Raw genomic sequence first — 19964 nt, 5'->3', positions numbered from 1 at the left:
GAAGCTATTCCAGCGGCTTGGCATATCTTTTTATCTTGTCTCGTTCTGCCATTCGCATCTGGACTAAAAAATACACTATGATCAACAAAAAAGTAAATACCGTTCAAGACGCACTTCAAGGAATTGAAAACGGAATGACCATAATGTTAGGCGGTTTTGGATTATGTGGAATCCCGGAGAACTCTATCGCCGAATTAGTAAAAAAAGAAAACAAGGATTTAACCTGTATTTCTAACAATGCGGGTGTAGATGGTTTTGGTCTTGGACTACTTTTGCAAAAGCGTCAAATCAAAAAAATGATTTCTTCCTATGTAGGAGAAAATGCCGAATTTGAACGTCAAATGTTATCCGGCGAACTCGAAGTAGACCTTATTCCACAAGGAACACTTGCGGAGCGTTGTCGTGCTGCACAAGCTGGAATTCCAGCTTTTTTCACACCTGCAGGTTATGGAACTGAAGTAGCTGAAGGTAAAGAAGCACGCGAATTCAACGGAAAAATGCACGTGATGGAATTGGCTTTTAAGGCTGATTTTGCCATTGTAAAAGCCTGGAAGGGTGATACTGCCGGAAATTTAATCTTCAAAGGTACGGCCAGAAACTTTAATCCATGCATGGCCGGAGCAGCAAAAATAACCGTTGCTGAAGTGGAAGAATTAGTGGAAGCCGGAACTTTAGATCCAAACCAAATTCATATTCCTGGAATATTTGTACAGCGCATCTTTCAAGGAGAGCAATACGAAAAGAGAATCGAGCAACGTACTACCAGAAAAAAAGCGTAATCATGGCATTGGATAAAATAGGAATCGCAAAGAGAATTGCACAAGAGCTACAAGACCGATATTTCGTAAATCTCGGAATCGGAATCCCAACATTAGTAGCAAATTATATCCCAAAGGGAATTGACGTCGAATTTCAAAGCGAAAACGGCGTTCTGGGCATGGGACCATTTCCTTTTGAAGGAGAAGAAGACGCTGACATTATTAATGCAGGAAAACAAACCATTACTACCCTACCGGGCGCATCCTTTTTCGATTCGGCTTTGAGTTTTGGGATGATCCGTGGTCAGCATGTTGATTTGACAATTCTTGGTGCAATGGAAGTTGCTGAAAATGGCGATATCGCTAACTGGAAGATTCCCGGTAAAATGGTCAAAGGAATGGGTGGCGCAATGGATTTAGTGGCTTCTGCCGAAAACATTATTGTTGCCATGATGCACGTCAACAAAGCCGGAGAATCAAAAATTCTTAAAAGATGTACTTTACCGCTAACAGGCGTGAGCTGTGTAAAAAAAATAGTTACTGAACTAGCGGTTCTTGAAATAACTCCAAAAGGTTTCAAACTATTAGAACGCGCACCAGGTGTAACTGTGCAGCATATTATTTCTTCCACTGAAGCAGATTTGATTATTGAAGGTGAAATTCCCGAAATGGTGATTGATTAGACTAAAATTATTTTAATACATAAAAACCACAAAATTCAGAAATTTACTTCCTGAATTTTGTGGTTTTCTATTTGCCCATTTTGCAGTTAAAGAATTAAAATAGTCTTGGTATTAAAAAAACCAAGTCGCCACTAAAATAGCCGTAATCACACATACCAAATCTACCAAAAGCATCGTCCCAAGAGTATAACGTGTATTCTTAATTCTAATAGACCCAAAGTAAACTGCGATTACATAAAACGTAGTTTCGGCACTGCATTGGAAAATGGAACTCAGCCTTCCTGTAAAAGAATCTGGCCCAAAAGTACGCATCGAATCAATCATGAAGCCTCGTGAACCTCCCGAACTAAAAGGTCTAAGAATCGCAACCGGTAAAGAATCCGTAATCTCTTTGCTTACACCAATATTAGAAAAAACAAACGAAATTCCATTACTGATAATTTCAAATAAACCGCTGTTTCTAAAAAAAGAAATGGCAACTAACATGGTCAAAACATAAGGGAAAATAGTAACTCCTGTCTTAATTCCATTATTGGCTCCCACAATAAAAGCATCAAAAATTGTGGTATTCAAAGCCGTAAATTTTTTCTCGTTCACAAAAGAAAATACTAATGTAAAGCCAATAATACCAACTAACATCAATCCTGAAAGATTAGAAGTGAAAAAGTTTTTACCAATTAAATCCAATCCATTTATATAAAACAACAGACCTGCAATGGCAGCGATAATAACCATTAAAGCGGTGACTAAAGAAGCACTTTTAAAATTGATTTTTTGTCTGATGCCAACAATTAAAAACGCTGCAATAGTTCCTATGAACGAAGTTAAAATACAAGGCAACATAACATCTGCAGGATTAGCCGCATTTTCAGCAGCACGATACCCGATAATAGAGGTCGGTATCAAAGTTAAACCTGCAGCGTGCAAACACATGAACATGATTTGCGCATCACTGGCTCTGTCTTTATCTGGATTAAGGGTCTGCAAACTCTCCATTGCTTTTAAACCAAAAGGTGTAGCGGCGGAATCCAAACCTAAAAAGTTAGCCGCAAAATTCAAAGTCATGTAGGAAATCGATTCATGATTCTTAGGCACGCTTGGAAAAACTTTTACAAATACAGGACTTAATTTTTTAGCCAGCTTCTCGGCTGCCCCAGAGTCAATTAGCAATTGCATCAATCCACAGAAAAAAGCCAAATAAGCAATTAACGGAATGATTATATCAAGTAAACTATTCTTGCAGGTAGGCAACAAACCATCTGACTTCTGAACACCGCTGTATATTTTTACTGTCTTGCTCTTATAAACATAAGTGGTATCCGCATTGATGGTATCCCTGTTGATGATCATGGTCTGATCCGGCGCTTTTTTGATGCTGTCACGGATAAAAGCAGGTACTTGCTCCATGTATTTTTCGGAAAGCAAAACAGGATCGTCTTTTTTACCATTTAAAATATAATCAATGGTGTAACTATTACCGGAAAACAAACTAATAACCACAAACACAATTGAAGAAATAAAAATAGCCAACCAAAATCTGCTCAATACCATAATTTATAATTTTTGTAAATGTAATTATTTAACCCTAAAGAGTGTAACTATTTTTACAAAGTAAAGGGTGAATAATTACAACAACAGATTTGTTTTGTTGTTGTAATTTCGAATTTTCATTCCTATTTTTTTGCAAAAATAATTTACTTATTCCATCACAATGGTACTTCCCAAGTAAGTTCCATAAGACTTAATTACCTCAACAAGCGACTCTTTCTTATTTTTATCCACTGTTTCAAAAAACTGTGTTTCCACTTTTACAAATTCTTTTTTTACAGTTCGTTTCCAGGTTCCAATGACTTGTCCGTTTTCGACAATAATTGGTTTAAAAATTCCATTATTTGTGAATGCCTTTGGCTGATTTTCAAATGAGATGGAAGCTTCCCGATTTTTATAAGAAATTAAAAACTCATCAAAAGAAGGCAAAAAGAGCATGTTTGAAGTGCGATTGTTAATGGGCAAACCACTACTGCCAAACCAGTACGTTTGACTCTCAATTTGAATTGAATTAAGCCCTGATTCAATTAAATTTACGGCCATTTTCGCAGTTGTAACGGAGAAACCAGACCACCAGGCAAAATCACTAACTGTCGCCGGACCATGACTTTCAAAATACTTTTTAGCCAATTTCGCTAATCCTTCTTCTTTGGTAAGTTTTATTTTTGATTCCCTCACTCTTTCATCGAGCAAAGCATAGGTAATTTTTTTTCCCCTCATGTATCCGTTGCACACCAAACCGTCAAGTTCCGCGTTCATCATGATTAAAGCAGATTTAAATTCTTGCTCGGAACCCGTTTTAAGATTCAATTCCCGCATTATTTCGTCACGGGTAAGATGATTATTTCCCACTAAAAGTTTCTCGATAGCTCCATTGATCTAACCTAATTTTTTTTCGTCAAGATCATATTTCTTAGCAATCGATGCTGTAAATTTCTTAACCTGAGGTGCAGAAAGTTCTAACATCCAAGAAATATCATTCGCTGCAACAAAATGCCAAGTTGGTCTCAATAAATGGATTCGGATAATTTCTCCAGAATGTATCGCTTCCTCGATTGTCTTCTCTGAAACACCACATCGTGAGCCGATTGCCCATTTCGCCATAGCATAATCCTGGGCCTGTATAGCTCCGAAATGGCTGACCATCTCTTTTGGGGAGCTTTTCTGGGTATTTAAAAGTTTTTGGGACGAAACTCTATAATTAGCTATTTCAAGATGGGTCATTTCCAATTGTTTTTACTATACATGAATAATCTCGTCGTCAATCAATAATTCTTCCCGACGTAATCGAAGGAAAATCTGCGCTACGGCTATAGTATCTTTTTCACAGTACGTTACAATTCTGTCAATGTCTTTTTCTACGTAAAAAACATACCCCACCTGACTGCCGTCGATATCGCCTTTTGGAGAAGGGATCCCCAGTATCTTAGTCAGTAATTTTAAAGAAGTGTAATGTTTATAATCTCCAAATTTCCATAATTCCAATGTATCCAAATGTGGAATTTCCCAAGGTTTCTTTCCAAATAAATTCAGTTTATCTGGAATTACAATCTGATTTATAATCATGCGTCGGGCAATGAAAGGAATATCGAATTCTTTAGCATTATGGCCACACAAAAGATGTTGCGGTTGGTTGAAATGATTGTTTAGCAGATTAATAAAATCGTTTAGGATCTTCTTTTCTTCACCAAAAAAAGAAGTCACCCTGAAATTTCGAATGTCGCCTTTAATAATAAAATAACCCACGGAAATACAAACGATTTTACCAAACTCGGCCCAAATTCCGGCACGGTCATAAAAATCTTCCGGACTGTATTCATCTTTGCGCTGGTATTGGGTTTTATGCTCCCAAAGATCTTTCATTTCGGCATCCAATGCATTGAAATCAGCTGCTTCAGGAACCGTTTCAATATCAAGGAATAAAATATTATTGAGGTGAATTTTATCTATCATAACTACGATTTTTAGATTTTTTAGACGTTCTAAAAATCCATTTTAAAACAAACTTTGTTGTGTGGTTGGATTCTCATGTTCCAATAGCCATTTCTTTCGCCACAAACCTCCTGCATAACCTGTGAGCGAACCATCGGTTCCAATCACGCGATGACAGGGAACAACAATCCAAAGCGGGTTTTTTCCATTGGCGGAAGCCACAGCCCGAATGGCTTTGACATCGCCTAATCTTTTGGACAAATCCATATAAGACAGGGTTTTTCCAAATGGAATTTCCAACAGTCCCTTCCACACTTTTCGTTGGAATTCAGTTCCTTTTGGATTGAGTGCAAAATCGAAATCAGTTCTTTTCCCTTCGAAATAATCGTTGAGCTGCGAGACCGCTTCTTGTAAAACAGCTGGAATTACAGTTGCAATCTCCCCTTCATCGCCCACTGAAATTATTGAAATACCATTTTCATCACCACTAATTGTTGCAATTCCTAAAGGAGTTTTGATATAAGTTGTTTCCATATTTAAAGATAAAAAATTAACTGCAATGTTCACCAATAAGCTACAAAGTTCCTGCAGCAATAAAAACCCGCATCGTATTGGAAATAGAAAAACCATTCGATTACACGAATGGTTCTTATTTTATAGCCCTTATTGAGGCGAAATATTTTTGCTTTTTTAAGAGATAAAAGATTGAATACCACGACTAACTCTTGCTAAAAATCTATTTCAGCTGTGAATTCACATAGGCTTCTAACCCTTTTAATTCTTCTTCCGTCATCGTTTTTGTAAGGACAATATTCGGTTTCATTAATGCATATTGCGAAGGATCAACAATCGGATCGCTCTTCTCTTGCAGGAAACTAACAATGCTTCCGTTTTTCTCTTTGTAGATTTTGGCAATATCTTGTAAACTTGGCCCAATCAACTTTACGTCTGTTTTATGACAAGAAATACAAGTTCCTTTTCCTTCAAAGATCTGCTTGCCTAATTCTTCAGGTGTTTGAACTTCTACTGGCATTCCTTCAGAAGATGCAGCTTCTGTTACTGCTGGTTCAGCAGCTGGTTTAGCTTCTTGCTTTTTACAAGAAAAAGCTAAAAATGCGATTGCAATAATTAATACTTTTTTCATTATAGTTTTTTTAGTTTTCTCAAAAATAAATCATTTTTTGAAATTAGAATCAAAAAAAGAATTAAAATTAGTAAATCAAAAAAACTATTTTTTTATTTGTTTAAAAGAATTGCAGCTTCTTTAGCGAAATAAGTCGAAATTAAACTTGCCCCAGCTCTTTTGATACACATTAATTGCTCCATCATGATTTTATCATGATCCAGCCAGCCTCTCTCTGCCGCTGCTTTAATCATCGCATATTCCCCTGAAACATGATAGACCGTTACCGGTACATTCACGGCATTTTTGACTTCACGAACGATATCTAAATAGGCAATCCCCGGTTTTACCATGACCATATCGGCGCCTTCTTCCACATCCCACAATGCTTCTTTAATGGCTTCAATGCGATTAGCATAATCCATTTGATAGGTTTTTTTATCTTTTGGTATTTCAGTTGCATCAATAGGTGCGCTGTCTAATGCGTCACGGAAAGGCCCGTAAAAAGCGGAAGCATATTTTGCCGAATAACTCATGATGCCCACATTATGAAAACCCGCAGCGTCCAAACCTTCGCGCAAACGCAACACACGCCCGTCCATCATATCAGATGGCGCTACAAAATCGGCACCCGCCTGAGCATGAGAAACGGCCATTTTTACCAAGGCAGCAACAGTCGAGTCATTTTCTATAGCACCTTTTGCAATAATTCCGTCATGTCCATAAATAGAATAGGGATCCAAAGCCACATCAGGCATTACAATCATCTCTGGACAAGCTTTTTTAATGGCTCGAATAGCATTTTGCATCAACCCGTTTGGATTCCAGGCTTCCAATCCTGTATTGTCTTTCAAATTTTCACTGACTTTTACATAAATATTTACCGCACGTATACCTAAATCGAATAATTCACGGATTTCATTTACCGTTAAATCAATCGAGCGACGAAATATTCCTGGCATCGAAGCAATTTCCACTTGCACATTTTCGCCTTCGGCGATAAACATGGGAAACATAAAATCTGATGGACTTAAGCTTGTTTCGCGAACCAAACTTCTAATGGATTCATTCGTTCTTAATCTTCTGCCTCTGTGTAATGGGAACATATGATTTATGATTTTAGATTGCTTCGCTAATTCGAGCAAAGCCCTCGGGTTACAATTGCTGATTTAAATCAGCGATTGGCATTCGTTATTCTGCAATCCATTGGATTGGAGTCTCTAATACGTTTACTAATTTTTCTTCTTCACTTCCCGCTTCCGCGTGATGATCGTACACCCATTGCACATGTGGCGGCAAACTCATCAGGATACTTTCGATTCTTCCGTTGGTTTTTAGACCAAATAGAGTGCCTTTGTCATGAACCAAATTGAATTCTACATAACGACCCCTACGGATTTCCTGCCATGTTCTTTGGGCTGCAGTATAAGGTAAGTCTTTTCTTTTTGCTACAATTGGAACATACGCTTCTAGGAAACTATTTCCAACTTCTGAAACGAAATCAAACCAATTCTCCATGGACATGGTCTCCGTTACTTTGCAATAATCGAAAAACAATCCACCGATTCCCCTTGCTTCATTGCGATGTGCATTCCAAAAATAGGCATCACATTGTTTTTTGTATTTTGGATAAAATTCCGGATTGTGTTTTTCACAAGCAGTTTTACAGGTTTGATGAAAATGGATTGCATCTTCTTCAAACAAATAATACGGCGTTAAATCCTGTCCGCCACCAAACCATTGCTGGATTATATTTCCGTTATCATCATACATTTCAAAATAGCGCCAATTAGCATGAACGGTCGGAACCATCGGGCTTTTTGGATGCAAAACCAAACTCAATCCACAGGCAAAAAAATCAGCTTCCCCTACATTGAACAATTTTTGCATGGCTTCCGGTAATTTTCCGTGAACTGCCGAAATATTAACGCCTCCTTTTTCGAAAACAGTTCCGTTCTCCATTACGCGGGTTCTTCCACCCCCACCTTCCGGACGTTGCCAAAGATCTTCACGAAATTTAGCTTGACCTTCAATTGCCTCTAGTCCTTTACAGATTTGGTCTTGAAGGCGCTGTATGTATGAATAAAATTGTTCTTTCATTATGATTCTGATGATTTAAACAAATTTTAAAAGTGTCTAAAAGTGTCTAAAAGTGTCTAAAAGTGTCTAAAAGTGTCTAAACAGTATTTATATTAATTCCCAATAATATCCAGGTGTGCACTTTATTTTTCCTTCTTTCCCTAAGGCAGAAAGAAAATTAGTTACTTTCTTTTTCCTTTTCTCTTCAGTAAGTGCAGCCGAAAGTTTTGGAATAATTAAATTATCAATAGATTGCCGTTTCGATTTTCCGAACTTTTTGAGATATCCAATAATCATATCTTTAAAGTGAGAATCATCAAAACTGCGATTAGCCATATATTCCGCTTTTAATTCTTCACTATTTGTTAATTCAATAACATTAAAAGAAAGGAAAATATTAGACTTTCTTCCTTCGATAAACTTCAACTTTTTAAGATATTTAAACTCATCAGCTGTTATTGGTTTTTGCTTTTGTACCTTATCTAACAAGATTATATCTTCTAAAGACAGATTTGGATTTTTTATAAGAATTCGAGCAAAATCTTCATTTAAAATTTTTCCAGTAATCGTGACTTTTACTTTATTATCTGAAAAATTATAATCTGGTAAAGGAAAAAAACGTTGTCTTTGAAAATTAAAAATTTTCCGTATACCTCCACCCTGCGTTTCTATCATATCTAAGTTTTTCATCGCCTCCACTAGAAAAGGATTTCTATACACTTCTTCAGGTGTGTCATTTAACACTACATCTTCAATTGATTTTGGAAGGAAGGAGCCGTAATTTGAAAATACTAAATGATCATCTTCAAATTCGACCACATTAACTCGTGCCCCTTTGCTATAATCCTGATGTGCAATCGCATTGTTTAATGACTCTCTTATAATAAATGGATCATAACGCAACACTTCGTCCGGAAACAATGTTCCATCACGCAAATACCGATATTTAAGATTTCTTATTTTTAAATAAACCGCATCTACAGCTAGTAATAAAGGAATAGAAAAAACATCAAAATCTTTATCTTGATTGTCTACTGTTTTAAGATTCCATCTGATTTTCACAAATGAACCGAGAAAATGTTCCGCCTCTTCCTTTCCTAAAAGAATGAGTGCAGTTCTCGTAATTTTTCCTTTGATAGTGATTTTAGATTTATTTAAAAAATCATAATCACTCCAGCTATCTACATCTTTGTTATATTTAGGATTTCGTTTTTTGAATTCAAAACGTGCTTTTTCAATTGCATTTTTATCTAGATCCTCCAGAGTTGCGGTGGGAACAATAACTACTGACCAATCTTCATTGATCTGAATCTGAGTAAGTATTGCATCTAATCTTGCTTTGGTCATTTCCACCAAATTATCATCAATACGTTGCCATGTTTTTTTATGAGCATAAACAGGTAATCTAAATTGATGTCTCGGTATATGAAATACCCAAACCGTTTTATTTGTATCTGAAGAAATGAATTGTTCAACCTGAAAAAGATCCACATTTAGATTAGGACAATTTCCAACAACTCTATATTTGATGTTTTGGATGGTATATTCTGCAAATTCTTTAATTCCTACTACGGCATGTGTTTGATCTTGAATCCCAATTACTAAGTTCCCTCCTTGCATATTTGCAATCGCAGAAATATAAGAAATGACATCATCACCAGCTCTTCCTGAAATAGCACTTTTTAAAGACTTAAATTCTTTCCATTCACATTTTTCGTTTTCACGTGGATAGTTCGTTTTTAAGTAATTCTGTAATTCATTTTCTGTCATTTCAAATAATTTATAGAAACATTTCTAAAGACGAATTAGACATTAACAAATCTATGCTATTTACGAAGATAAAACAAAAATCAGATTGTTCTTTCATTCTAAATTTGTTTTTGCAGCAGCTATTTTACTATTGATTCCAAACGAAAACATTTTGCTTTCCTGCTGAATATAATTGTAAATGGCAATTGCTTTTTCAGAAAAATCAAATGGATTGTCTTTTGAACTGATCACTAAAAAATCGGCAAATTGCTCCAGTTGATTCCAGTCCAAATGACACCGTAACAACTGCGTAATTAAATCCTTTTCACTACAATCAATCAGACTTTGAAGATTCAATCCAAAGTCTTTCAATTGCTCTTCTACGTTGATTATATCTTCTAAATTCCAAAATTTAGGCACAAAAACTATAGCAAGCAACGTCTTTAAAACATTGTCTATCCGTATACTTTCCTGGTCTCGTAATCCTTTGTTTAGCATTTACAAACGTCTTATTGATTGTATTCCTTAACTGCATCAATAAACGCTTTCGCATGATCCACAGGAATATTTGGTAAAATACCATGACCTAAATTCACAATGTATTTGTCTTTCCCAAATTCGTCGATCATTTCGTGAACCATTTTTTTGATGGTTGGGATAGGCGACAACAATCTTGACGGATCAAAATTTCCTTGCAATGTGATGTTTCCTCCTGACAGGTATCTTGCATTTCTTGGGGAACAAGTCCAGTCAACACCTAATGCTGATGCTCTGCTTTTTCCCATTTCACCCAATGCAAACCAACATCCTTTTCCAAAAACAATTACATGAGTTTCATCGGCTAAAGCTTCCACGATTTGGTTGATGTATTTCCAAGAGAATTCCTGATAATCAACCGGAGAAAGCATTCCTCCCCAAGAGTCAAAAATCTGAACGGCATCAACCCCGACTTTTACTTTTTCTTTTAAATATAAAATAGTGGTATCGGTAATTTTTTGCAATAAAACATGTGCTGCTTCCGGGTGTGTGAAACAAAATCCTTTAGCCATATCAAAGCTTTTAGAACCTTTTCCTTCTACAGCATAACAGAAAATAGTCCAAGGTGAACCTGCGAAACCAATTAATGGCACCTCATCATTCAACATTTCTTTGGTCAATTTGATGGCATCCATCACATAACCCAGCGTTTCCTGAATATCTGGAACAGTCACTTTCTCAACATCCTGAATCGTACGAATAGGATTGGGCAAAAACGGACCAAAATTTTCTTTCATCAAGACTTCAATTCCCATTGCTTGTGGAATTACTAATATATCCGAAAACAAAATCGCAACATCCGGAGCTATTCTTCTTATCGGTTGTACCGTAATTTCAGCAGCTAATTCTGGAGTTTGACAACGAGTGAAGAAATCATATTTGTCGCGTAAAGCGATGAATTCCGGTAAATATCTTCCTGCTTGACGCATCATCCAAACTGGCGGACGTGTTACAGTTTCTCCTCTTAATGCTTTTAAAAATAGGTCGTTCTTTATCATAATTTTTTGCTACAAAGGCGCAGACGCGCAAAATTTTTATTTATATTCTTCAATCACGTCTTCAATCACATCTTCAATAGAGGGCTGATCGGCAATTATAATGTTTTTAGTGATTTTGTTTAATGCTTCGGCAGTGGTTGTTCCTATACAAAAGCAAAGCTCGCTCTTGATCTTATTTTCTTTCAAATAACTCTCTACGCCTGATGGGCTAAAAAATAAAATGGCATCAACTGGCATTTTTATTTTCTGAGGTGTTAAAGAAGTCTCATAAACCTGGATTTCGTTGAACTTTACTTTGGCCTCTTTCAATGCTTGTGGCAGCGTTTCTCTTCGCAGGTTTCCGCTGAAAAAAGTATAGCTTTCATTGGCATAAATCAACGTGATTATTTCGGCTAAATCTGCTGCATAGCCTGTATAGGCTACAACATTGAATCCACTTTCCGACAATAAAATTTTCGTTTTCAATCCGACACAAAAAACGTTCTTCGCTTTTAAATCTTCACATTTAGGATGAAGTAATAAGCTTTGAGCCGCATTTTGACTGGTCAAAATCAAATTATCATTGACTTCATTTAATTCGAAAGCCTGATTTTCAGTATGAATAAAATCGGCTTCAACTACATTGAAATCAGCTTTTACTAATTCTTGTTTTTGAATATTCGAAAGTATTTTTGTCGATAGTACCTGAATTTGTTTACTCATGTATAAGTTGTATTCCCTTTTAAAACGCGATAAGGGTCAGTGAAATTATTTTTTTAATGTTTCTTTAATGGATTTCATTAGTGCTATTCCACCGTTCCCTAAAATTTCCTGAGCCGATGTAAAACCTAATTTTTTCCATTCTTGCAACGGAACGGTTTTTTCAATTTCAATTTTTTGTTTTCCATCAATAGAGAAAAGCACTCCTTTAAACACAATTTCATCTTCTAAAAACACAGCCAAAGCCCCAATTGGTGCAGTACAACCGCCTTCTAAAGTTTTTAGAAACTGTCTTTCAATATGGGTGCATACTTCTGTTTCAATATCATTAAGTTCAGCAACCGCTTCTCTGCAAAAATCATCATTAGCCATAGCAACAACGACCATGGCACCTTGAGCCGGTGCTGGAATCATCCAATCCAAATCGATATAATTTGACGGTTTCAAATTGATTCTTTCCAATCCTGCAGCTGCAAAAACAGCTCCATTCCAATCACTTTCCTGTAATTTTTGCATTCTGGTGTTTATGTTTCCACGTAAATCCACCATGTTGTGATTTGGATATTTGTTTAACCATTGTGCCTGACGACGCAAACTGCCTGTTGCAATTGTTGCTGCTGTGTTAAGAAAATCCTGATTTCCTTTGTATACCAAAATATCCAAAGTATTCGCTCTTTCAAGAACAGCCGCCTGTACAATTCCTATTGGCAAAGCTGTTGGAACGTCTTTCATGGAATGCACTGCAATATCAACCTGACCATTGATCATAGCGATATCCAGCGTTTTGGTAAAAATTCCTGTGATTCCTAGTTCATAAAGTGGTTTGTCGAGAATAATATCTCCCTGTGATTTTACCGCTACAATTTCGGTTTTATATCCAAAATCATTAAGTCTTTTTTCGACATTGTGAGCTTGCCAAAGCGCGAGTTCACTATCGCGGGTTCCTATTCTTATCGTTTTATTCATTATTTTGTAGTCACTCCGATTTTAAAAACTTTTTCAATCCATTCGATACTTTCATCTACCATAGTATCATCATCTTTCAAATGATTGGCAAAGTGTGTCGTTATTTTTTGGATAATTCTTGCACTGATAATCTCAGCTTGCTCTTCATTAAAATTTGAAATTTTCTTGCTTTGAAAATCCAATTCTGAATTTTTTATAGCATTCAATTTTGCTTTCAAAGCATTGATTGTTGGTGCAAATTTTCTGCCTTTGGTCCAGGTAATAAATTCTTCTTTTACTTCTTCAATTATTGCTTCAGCGGCAGGAATATGTTTTTTTCTGTTTTCTAAAGTTTCATCTGTAATTTGAGACAAATAATCCATGTGAATCAGCGTAACGCCTTCAAGTTCTTCCACATCTTTATTCACATTTTTCGGAATAGACAAATCCAGAATCAGTAACGGTTTCTTCAAATTCAGAATCGCTTTATCGACTGTCGGATTTTGAGCTCCCGTAGCCACAACAACAACATCTGCTTTTTGCAATTCAAGATGCAATTCCGAATAATCTTTTACAATTAAATTCAGTTTTCCGGCTAGCTCCTCGGCTTTGGCTTTCGTTCTGTTGATTAGAGTGATATGTTCGTTTTTAGTGTGTTTTACTAAATTTTCACAGGTGTTTCTACCAATTTTTCCGGTACCAAACAAGAGAATGTTTTTATTCCCAATATCTTCTACATTCTTGAAAATATACTGAACGGCGGCAAAAGAAACCGAAGTAGCTCCAGAGCTAATCTCCGTATCCGTTTTAATCTTTTTACTGGCCTGTATAACGGCATTCACCAATCTTTCCATGAAAGTATTGGCCAAACCAAAAGCTTTTGATTGCGAAAAACTGGATTTTATCTGAGCAATAATTTCAAAATCACCCAAGATTTGACTATCCAGACCGGTTCCTACACGAAACAAATGACTTATAGCTTCTTGATTTTTATAAACAAAACCAACTTTTTGAAATGCTTCAACAGAACCTTGACTATTTTCGCAAATTAATTTGATTAATTGAAATGGGTGTTCTGCAAAACCGTAAATTTCAGTTCGGTTGCAGGTAGAAGTAACTATTAAACTCTCTATTCCTTCAGTCTTAGCTTGTTCCAGTAAACGCGTTTTTGCAGCAGCATCTAAACTAAATTTTCCTCTAATCTCGGCATCCGCTTTTTTATAGCTTAATCCAACGGAGTAAAAATAATGATGCTTTGATGTATTATTGTTTTCCATATTTTGCACTTTACCAGAAAGTGATACAAAATTATCACTATAGTTTTTATAAAAGTAACGCTAGAAGTTCTTTTTGTATCGCTGAGTGATTTTTTGATTCTAATTGCTTATTTTATTGTAAAAAATTCTATTTTTGTAGTAAAATCAAGTTGTCGGAATCAAATTATTTAGAGCTGTTCTAAATAAAAAAGTCTGATAATTATCATATTTGTAATAAAAAAATATCGCTATGGGTTCTCAAGAAATTATAAAAATAGAAGATGATTTTACCCTAATTCGTTTTCAAAATGATGACGTTGATGCTTTCAATGCACAACGCGAAGTGGGCAGCGGTTTGATTCAGTTCCATTTTGGAATTAAAGGAAAAGCCAAATTCATTTTCAATCAGGGAAATTATGCTTTGGAATTAAAAGAAGAAAAATCGTTGCTTTTATACAATCCACAGAAAGAATTGCCATTAAATCTGGAGTTAGCCCCAAATTCGTGGGTAATTTCTGTAATTATTTCGATCAAAAAATTTCATGCTTTGTTTTCGACAGAAGCAGATTACATCACTTTTTTAAGTGCCGACAATAAGGACAAAAAATATTATAACGAAGGAAATATCAGTCCGTCGATGGCAATTGTTTTATCTCAATTGTTTCATTACAGTTTGCATCCGTCCATAAAAAACCTCTATTATAAAGGAAAAGGATATGAATTACTGAGTTTGTATTTCAACCGAACTGAAGATCCAAACGCGGAACAATGTCCTTTTTTAATAGACGAGGATAATGTGATGAAAATTAAAAAAGCCAAAGAAATCATCATTGCCAATATGGCTGAACCGCCAGGATTACAGGAATTAGCAGATGAAATTGGTTTAAATCTAAAGAAACTAAAAATGGGTTTCAAACAAATTTATGGCGATACCGTTTATGGCTTCCTATTTGATTACAAAATGGATTTTGCCCGAAAATTATTGGATAGCGGCTCGTATAACGTAAACGAGGTAGGACTGAAAATTGGGTACAGCACCGGAAGTCATTTTATTGCGGCATTCAAAAAGAAATTTGCAACCACACCAAAGAAATACCTGATGTCAATCAACCCAAATATGCAGTAAAGAATTGATTTCTTATAGTAAACAATAAATAAAAAATAGTTAATCTCAATTTACAAAAAAGTAAGTTTAATTACTTTTACAAAACAAAAACACATAAAATGAAAGGTGTATTATTAGTAAATCTTGGTTCTCCAGAAAGTCCAACTCCAAAAGATGTAAAACCCTATTTAGATGAATTTTTAATGGACAAATACGTAATTGACGTTCCGTTTTTGTTGCGGGCATTATTAGTCCGTGGAATAATTTTACAGACAAGACCTAAAAAATCTGCTGCCGCTTACGCAAAAATATGGTGGGACGAAGGGTCTCCGCTTGTGGTTATTTCCAAAAGAATGCATGAGAAAGTAAAGCAATTAGTTGACATTCCTGTTTCCTTAGCGATGCGTTACGGAAATCCGTCTTTATTATCTGGTTTGCAAGAATTACATGATAAGGGTGTGAATGAAGTATTACTTTTTCCATTGTATCCACAACATGCTATGGCTTCCACCACCACCATTCTCGAATTAGCCGAAGAATTGCGAAAAAAGCACTTTCCGGAAATGAAATTCACTATTGTTCCTGCTTTTTACAACAAACCGGATTATATAAAAAATCTGGCTGATTCTATCAAAGGTCATTTAGAAGGCTTCAATTACGATCATCTATTATTTTCATACCACGGAATTCCGGAACGTCACATTCGCAAGACGGACATCACTAAATCACATTGTAAAATTGATGGTTCCTGCTGTAACACGCCTTCACCGGCACATGAATTTTGCTACCGTCACCAATGCTATGAAACCACTAAACAAGTCGTAAAACTACTGGGAATCCCAGAAGGAAAGTACAGTCAGACTTTCCAATCGCGACTGGCAGGAGACAAATGGCTGACCCCGTATACTGATGTGGAAGTGAATAAAATGCCCGAAAAAGGAATTAAAAATCTGGCCGTTGTAACACCGGCATTCGTATCGGATTGTCTGGAGACTTTGGAAGAAATTGCCATGGAAGCCAACCATCAGTTTAAAGAACATGGAGGCAAAGAATTTTTAGCGATTCCTTGTTTAAATGACAGCGACGATTGGTGTAAAACTGTAAGTAACTGGATCGCCAATTGGTCCAACACATCCTCGCCAGTTAAAGTTGACTCGAAAAAAATAAATGTTTAAATGGCCGTTACCGCTGATGAATTAGGAACTCAAGACATCAAAAAACTCTTGATAAAACAAGCAGTTCCGTCCTCTATTGGAATTTTATTCATGTCGGTTAATATTTTAATCGACACCATATTTGTAGGACAATGGATTGGCTCTTTAGCCATTGCAGCGGTAACTGTAGTTTTACCAATCACCTTTTTGATTTCTTCTTTAGGAATGGCAATTGGCGTGGGCGGCGGTTCTGTTCTTTCAAGAGCTTTAGGATCCAATCACAAAGAAAAAGCACTATACACTTTTAGCAATCAAATCATGATGACCTTTTTATTGTCATCTGTTTTTGTGTTTCTTGGTGTGTTTTTTAGTGATGAAATGCTGTTGCTTTTCGGTGCCAAAGGGGCAATAATGAAACCTGCAAAGGAATTTTTTTTACCAATAATCATCAGCGTTCCGTTTCTTGCGCTTTGCATGATGGGAAATAATATTATCCGTGCAGAAGGCAAAGCCAAATTTGCTATGATTGCCATGATTATTCCAGCTTTTGTAAATATTGCACTTGATATTCTTTTTATAAAAGTGATGAATCTTGGAATGTTTGGATCCGCAATGGCATCAGCAATTTCCTATTTCATGTGTTTTGTATTTGTGCTATGGTTTTTTGTTTTTAAAAGCGAATTAAAGTTAAAAACGAGACATTTTAAGTTTAAAATCCCCATCGTAAGAGAAATCGTCGCACTCAGTTTTGTCACTTTTTCAAGACAAGGCGTAGTGAGTATTTTGTCCATAATTTTAAATCATACTTTATATACCTATGGCGGCGAACATTCTGTGGTAATATATGGGATTATTAGCCGCATGTTGATGTTTGCTTTGTTCCCGATTCTGGGAATTACCCAAGGATTTTTGCCTATTGCAGGCTTTAATTACGGCGCTCAAAATCATGAAAGAGTTAAAGAAAGCGTACTGCTTTCGATAAAATACGCAGCATTTTTAGCCACGCTTATTTTTGTTGTTATTTTGTTTTTTGCTACACCAATAGTAGCCATTTTTACCACAGATCCACTCGTGATTGCTCAAACTCCTGAAGCTTTGCGATGGGTTTTCGCCGCTTCACCTGTTATCGCAATTCAGTTAATTGGAGCTGCTTATTTTCAAGCCGCGGGAAAGGCAAAAAAAGCATTGCTTTTGACGTTAAGCAAACAGGGATTTTTCCTAATTCCGTTAGTGCTGATTCTACCAAATTTTTTAGGTATTTTTGGAATATGGATTGCATTTCCGATCGCCGATGTTTTATCAACAATACTGACTGGTTATTTTCTAAAAAAAGAAATGAATACAAAATTGATTCAAATTAACGATGGAATATTATAATTATCTAAAATCCTTACACCTCATCTTTGTAATCACCTGGTTTGCAGGATTATTTTACATTGTTCGCTTGTTTGTTTATCAAATTGAAGCCGCACAAAAACCATCTCCGGAGAAAGAAATTTTGCAAAAACAATACAAAATAATGACCTACCGCCTGTGGTATATTATCACCTGGCCTTCGGCAGTTTTGGCGAGTATTTTTGCTTTTTGGATGCTATTGTTTACGGATTTAGGACAAGCGTGGTTAAAAATGCCTTGGATGCATGTAAAACTTGGCTTTGTATTTGTGTTATATTTATATCATGGTAAATGCCATCAAATATTCAAGCAATTGCAAAACGACGAAGTAAAATACTCTACAAACTATATGCGTTTATGGAATGAAGGGGCGACAATTATTCTTTTTTCGGTGGTTTTTTTAGTGATTCTGAAAAATGCCGTGAACTGGATTTATGGCGTAATCGGGATTATTTTATTCTCTGTTCTGATTATGCTTGGTTTTAAATTTTACAAAAGAATTAGAGAAAGAAATCAATCTTAATTATGTTTAATAACTTCAAGACAACAATGCTTTCATTGCGGGTTAGGATTTTCCTTTCCATGATTGTATTGATAGTTATGGCTTCCATTCTTTTAGCTTCCATTTCAATTATTCAATTTAAGAATGAAGCCAAAGAATACCATCAGGAACGCTTAGAACGCAATGAAAATGCAGTAAAGCAGCATATAAACTATGTACTTTCCACAACAACATACCCATTAAACACCGCGAATTTAGGTCTGATTTTTAAAGATAAAATTCACGAATTAGCACAAATTCACAATATTGAGATTAACATTTACAGCTTAGATGGAAAACTATTGAAATCCTCTAAAGAATCCTTTTCAGTTGATAAAGTATCCCCCTCCATCCCAAAATACATTCTGAAACTAGTTCGTTCCTCTATTGAAAAAAGATATGTCGATATCAAAACCATTAACGGCGTTAAAAATCGCTCTTCATACAGCCAGATAAAAGACGACAAATTTAAACCGCTGGGTATTTTGAATTTGCCTTACGTTGAAGATGACGGGTTTTATGAAAATGAATTGAATAGTTTCCTCATCCGATTAGGACAAGTGTACTCATTCATGCTAATTGTTGCTTTTGCGGTTGCTTATTTTCTTTCCTCCTACATCACCAAATCTTTAAAAACCATTTCAGATAAATTAAGTGAGACAAGTTTGTATCAAAAAAACGAGAAAATTGTATTAGAAGCCAATAGCAAAGAAATTAATTTGCTAATAAAGGCATACAACGGAATGGTCGATGAATTGGAAAAAAGTGCCATAAAACTAGCGCAGAGTGAACGAGAAGAAGCCTGGCGAGAAATGGCAAAACAGGTGGCTCATGAAATCAAGAATCCGCTTACGCCAATGCGACTGACGGTACAGAGCTTTCAAAGAAAATTTGATCCCACTGATGCAGATATAAAACAAAAAATGAAGGACTATTCCGAAACCCTGATACAACAAATTGACACAATGAATGCAGTTGCATCTGCATTCTCGAATTTTGCTTCGATGCCGGCGCAACAAAATGAAACCTTGAATGTGGTAGAAGTTGTGGAACTGGCGATGGATATTTTCAATGAAGAGTATATCGTATTTGAAAGTGATTCACCCGAAATAATTTCGAAAGTAGACCGAACCCAACTCATCCGTATTATTACAAATTTGGTCAAAAATGCGATTCAGTCCATTCCTGAAAACCAAGAAAACAAATCAATTATTGTAACGGTAAAAAAAGACTTAAACAACGTTCTGATTACTGTTACAGATAACGGGATCGGGATTCAGCCTAAAGACATCAGCCGTATATTTGAACCCAAATTCACTACTAAAAGTAGTGGAATGGGACTTGGTCTTGGTATTATTAAAAACATTATAGAAAATTATAAAGGAACGATTACCTTTGATACTGAATTTGGAAAAGGAACCACTTTCACGGTTTCACTTCCAATAATTAACTCCTAAAATTA

At 35.9% G+C, this 19964-nt stretch carries 19 protein-coding genes and 1 pseudogene; 7 read left to right on the top strand and 13 right to left on the bottom strand.

All coding sequences use genetic code 11. The annotated features are described in order from the left end of the window. The first annotated feature begins 77 nt into the window (after nucleotides 1–77). Both ACNQGH_RS06905 and ACNQGH_RS06900 read left to right on the top strand, forming a co-directional pair. Entirely contained in the window at nucleotides 78–779 is a 702-nt protein-coding gene (locus tag ACNQGH_RS06905) for a CoA transferase subunit A (RefSeq protein WP_417955251.1), read from the top strand. Between the two features lie 2 nt (nucleotides 780–781). Then, the gene (locus ACNQGH_RS06900; RefSeq protein ID WP_417955250.1) at nucleotides 782–1441 is read left to right on the top strand and encodes a CoA transferase subunit B; all 660 of its coding nucleotides are present in this window, start codon (nucleotides 782–784) and stop codon (nucleotides 1439–1441) included. 111 nt (nucleotides 1442–1552) lie between these two features. Here ACNQGH_RS06900 and ACNQGH_RS06895 read toward each other — a convergent pair whose 3' ends face one another. The 13 genes and pseudogenes from ACNQGH_RS06895 to hemA form a co-directional block, all read right to left on the bottom strand. Further along, nucleotides 1553–2992, bottom strand: coding sequence for a nucleoside recognition domain-containing protein (locus ACNQGH_RS06895; RefSeq protein WP_417955249.1), 1440 nt, complete (start codon nucleotides 2990–2992; stop codon nucleotides 1553–1555). Nucleotides 2993–3139: 147 nt separating this feature from the next. Beyond that, nucleotides 3140–4135: pseudogene (locus ACNQGH_RS06890) on the bottom strand (winged helix DNA-binding domain-containing protein). Between the two features lie 93 nt (nucleotides 4136–4228). Next, nucleotides 4229–4942, bottom strand: a complete 714-nt coding sequence (locus ACNQGH_RS06885) for a 3'-5' exonuclease (RefSeq protein ID WP_417955248.1) — start codon at nucleotides 4940–4942, stop codon at nucleotides 4229–4231. A gap of 42 nt (nucleotides 4943–4984) precedes the next feature. Then, on the bottom strand, nucleotides 4985–5455 hold the full coding sequence (locus tag ACNQGH_RS06880) for a methylated-DNA--[protein]-cysteine S-methyltransferase (protein WP_417955247.1): 471 nt from the start codon (nucleotides 5453–5455) through the stop codon (nucleotides 4985–4987). Between the two features lie 202 nt (nucleotides 5456–5657). Beyond that, on the bottom strand, nucleotides 5658–6065 hold the full coding sequence (locus ACNQGH_RS06875) for a c-type cytochrome (protein WP_417955246.1): 408 nt from the start codon (nucleotides 6063–6065) through the stop codon (nucleotides 5658–5660). A gap of 92 nt (nucleotides 6066–6157) precedes the next feature. Further along, nucleotides 6158–7150 (bottom strand): porphobilinogen synthase, encoded by a 993-nt coding sequence (hemB, locus tag ACNQGH_RS06870; RefSeq protein WP_417955245.1) that lies wholly within the window; start codon nucleotides 7148–7150, stop codon nucleotides 6158–6160. Between the two features lie 85 nt (nucleotides 7151–7235). Next, entirely contained in the window at nucleotides 7236–8144 is a 909-nt protein-coding gene (gene hemF, locus ACNQGH_RS06865; RefSeq protein ID WP_417955244.1) for an oxygen-dependent coproporphyrinogen oxidase, read from the bottom strand. A gap of 87 nt (nucleotides 8145–8231) precedes the next feature. Then, complete coding sequence (locus tag ACNQGH_RS06860) at nucleotides 8232–9893, bottom strand: RNA-binding domain-containing protein (RefSeq protein WP_417955243.1); 1662 nt, start codon at nucleotides 9891–9893, stop codon at nucleotides 8232–8234. Nucleotides 9894–9986: 93 nt separating this feature from the next. Continuing rightward, nucleotides 9987–10370 (bottom strand): hypothetical protein, encoded by a 384-nt coding sequence (locus ACNQGH_RS06855; protein WP_417955242.1) that lies wholly within the window; start codon nucleotides 10368–10370, stop codon nucleotides 9987–9989. A gap of 11 nt (nucleotides 10371–10381) precedes the next feature. Next, the gene (gene hemE / locus ACNQGH_RS06850) at nucleotides 10382–11407 is read right to left on the bottom strand and encodes a uroporphyrinogen decarboxylase (protein ID WP_417955241.1); all 1026 of its coding nucleotides are present in this window, start codon (nucleotides 11405–11407) and stop codon (nucleotides 10382–10384) included. A gap of 36 nt (nucleotides 11408–11443) precedes the next feature. Beyond that, complete coding sequence (locus tag ACNQGH_RS06845; protein ID WP_417955240.1) at nucleotides 11444–12109, bottom strand: uroporphyrinogen-III synthase; 666 nt, start codon at nucleotides 12107–12109, stop codon at nucleotides 11444–11446. 45 nt (nucleotides 12110–12154) lie between these two features. Further along, on the bottom strand, nucleotides 12155–13075 hold the full coding sequence (gene hemC / locus ACNQGH_RS06840) for a hydroxymethylbilane synthase (RefSeq protein WP_417955408.1): 921 nt from the start codon (nucleotides 13073–13075) through the stop codon (nucleotides 12155–12157). Further along, nucleotides 13072–14328: a glutamyl-tRNA reductase gene (hemA, locus tag ACNQGH_RS06835; protein WP_417955239.1), complete on the bottom strand. Its 1257-nt coding sequence runs from the start codon at nucleotides 14326–14328 to the stop codon at nucleotides 13072–13074. The genes hemC and hemA overlap by 4 nt, the downstream gene beginning before the upstream one ends. Before the next feature lie 229 nt (nucleotides 14329–14557). On the opposite strand from hemA, the gene ACNQGH_RS06830 reads away from it, so the two are divergent. The 5 genes from ACNQGH_RS06830 (at nucleotide 14558) to ACNQGH_RS06810 (ending at nucleotide 19959) form a co-directional block, all read left to right on the top strand. Beyond that, nucleotides 14558–15433, top strand: a complete 876-nt coding sequence (locus tag ACNQGH_RS06830) for a helix-turn-helix domain-containing protein (protein WP_417955238.1) — start codon at nucleotides 14558–14560, stop codon at nucleotides 15431–15433. A gap of 98 nt (nucleotides 15434–15531) precedes the next feature. Beyond that, nucleotides 15532–16587 (top strand): ferrochelatase, encoded by a 1056-nt coding sequence (gene hemH / locus ACNQGH_RS06825; protein WP_417955237.1) that lies wholly within the window; start codon nucleotides 15532–15534, stop codon nucleotides 16585–16587. Then, on the top strand, nucleotides 16588–17943 hold the full coding sequence (locus ACNQGH_RS06820; protein ID WP_417955236.1) for an MATE family efflux transporter: 1356 nt from the start codon (nucleotides 16588–16590) through the stop codon (nucleotides 17941–17943). Next, on the top strand, nucleotides 17930–18484 hold the full coding sequence (locus ACNQGH_RS06815; RefSeq protein ID WP_417955235.1) for a CopD family protein: 555 nt from the start codon (nucleotides 17930–17932) through the stop codon (nucleotides 18482–18484). The genes ACNQGH_RS06820 and ACNQGH_RS06815 overlap by 14 nt, the downstream gene beginning before the upstream one ends. Nucleotides 18485–18486: 2 nt before the next feature. Then, nucleotides 18487–19959 (top strand): sensor histidine kinase, encoded by a 1473-nt coding sequence (locus ACNQGH_RS06810; RefSeq protein ID WP_417955234.1) that lies wholly within the window; start codon nucleotides 18487–18489, stop codon nucleotides 19957–19959. Nucleotides 19960–19964: the final 5 nt, after the last annotated feature.

This window comes from Flavobacterium kochi (assembly GCF_048286715.1).
Lineage (GTDB): Bacteria > Bacteroidota > Bacteroidia > Flavobacteriales > Flavobacteriaceae > Flavobacterium.
This window is presented reverse-complemented; position numbering and strand designations above follow the sequence as displayed.

Excerpts from the sequence above, each read along its gene's own strand:
- ACNQGH_RS06820 (WP_417955236.1), top strand. The coding sequence starts at position 16,588 with ATGGCCGTTACCGCTGATGAATTAGGAACTCAAGACATCAAAAAACTC.
- ACNQGH_RS06895 (WP_417955249.1), bottom strand. The coding sequence starts at position 2,992 with ATGGTATTGAGCAGATTTTGGTTGGCTATTTTTATTTCTTCAATTGTG.
- ACNQGH_RS06830 (WP_417955238.1), top strand. The coding sequence starts at position 14,558 with ATGGGTTCTCAAGAAATTATAAAAATAGAAGATGATTTTACCCTAATT.
- ACNQGH_RS06860 (WP_417955243.1), bottom strand. The coding sequence starts at position 9,893 with ATGACAGAAAATGAATTACAGAATTACTTAAAAACGAACTATCCACGT.
- hemB (WP_417955245.1), bottom strand. The coding sequence starts at position 7,150 with ATGTTCCCATTACACAGAGGCAGAAGATTAAGAACGAATGAATCCATT.
- ACNQGH_RS06880 (WP_417955247.1), bottom strand. The coding sequence starts at position 5,455 with ATGGAAACAACTTATATCAAAACTCCTTTAGGAATTGCAACAATTAGT.
- ACNQGH_RS06900 (WP_417955250.1), top strand. The coding sequence starts at position 782 with ATGGCATTGGATAAAATAGGAATCGCAAAGAGAATTGCACAAGAGCTA.
- hemH (WP_417955237.1), top strand. The coding sequence starts at position 15,532 with ATGAAAGGTGTATTATTAGTAAATCTTGGTTCTCCAGAAAGTCCAACT.
- ACNQGH_RS06810 (WP_417955234.1), top strand. The coding sequence starts at position 18,487 with ATGTTTAATAACTTCAAGACAACAATGCTTTCATTGCGGGTTAGGATT.
- ACNQGH_RS06905 (WP_417955251.1), top strand. The coding sequence starts at position 78 with ATGATCAACAAAAAAGTAAATACCGTTCAAGACGCACTTCAAGGAATT.
- ACNQGH_RS06815 (WP_417955235.1), top strand. The coding sequence starts at position 17,930 with ATGGAATATTATAATTATCTAAAATCCTTACACCTCATCTTTGTAATC.
- ACNQGH_RS06845 (WP_417955240.1), bottom strand. The coding sequence starts at position 12,109 with ATGAGTAAACAAATTCAGGTACTATCGACAAAAATACTTTCGAATATT.
- hemF (WP_417955244.1), bottom strand. The coding sequence starts at position 8,144 with ATGAAAGAACAATTTTATTCATACATACAGCGCCTTCAAGACCAAATC.
- ACNQGH_RS06885 (WP_417955248.1), bottom strand. The coding sequence starts at position 4,942 with ATGATAGATAAAATTCACCTCAATAATATTTTATTCCTTGATATTGAA.
- hemA (WP_417955239.1), bottom strand. The coding sequence starts at position 14,328 with ATGGAAAACAATAATACATCAAAGCATCATTATTTTTACTCCGTTGGA.
- ACNQGH_RS06875 (WP_417955246.1), bottom strand. The coding sequence starts at position 6,065 with ATGAAAAAAGTATTAATTATTGCAATCGCATTTTTAGCTTTTTCTTGT.
- hemE (WP_417955241.1), bottom strand. The coding sequence starts at position 11,407 with ATGATAAAGAACGACCTATTTTTAAAAGCATTAAGAGGAGAAACTGTA.
- ACNQGH_RS06855 (WP_417955242.1), bottom strand. The coding sequence starts at position 10,370 with ATGCTAAACAAAGGATTACGAGACCAGGAAAGTATACGGATAGACAAT.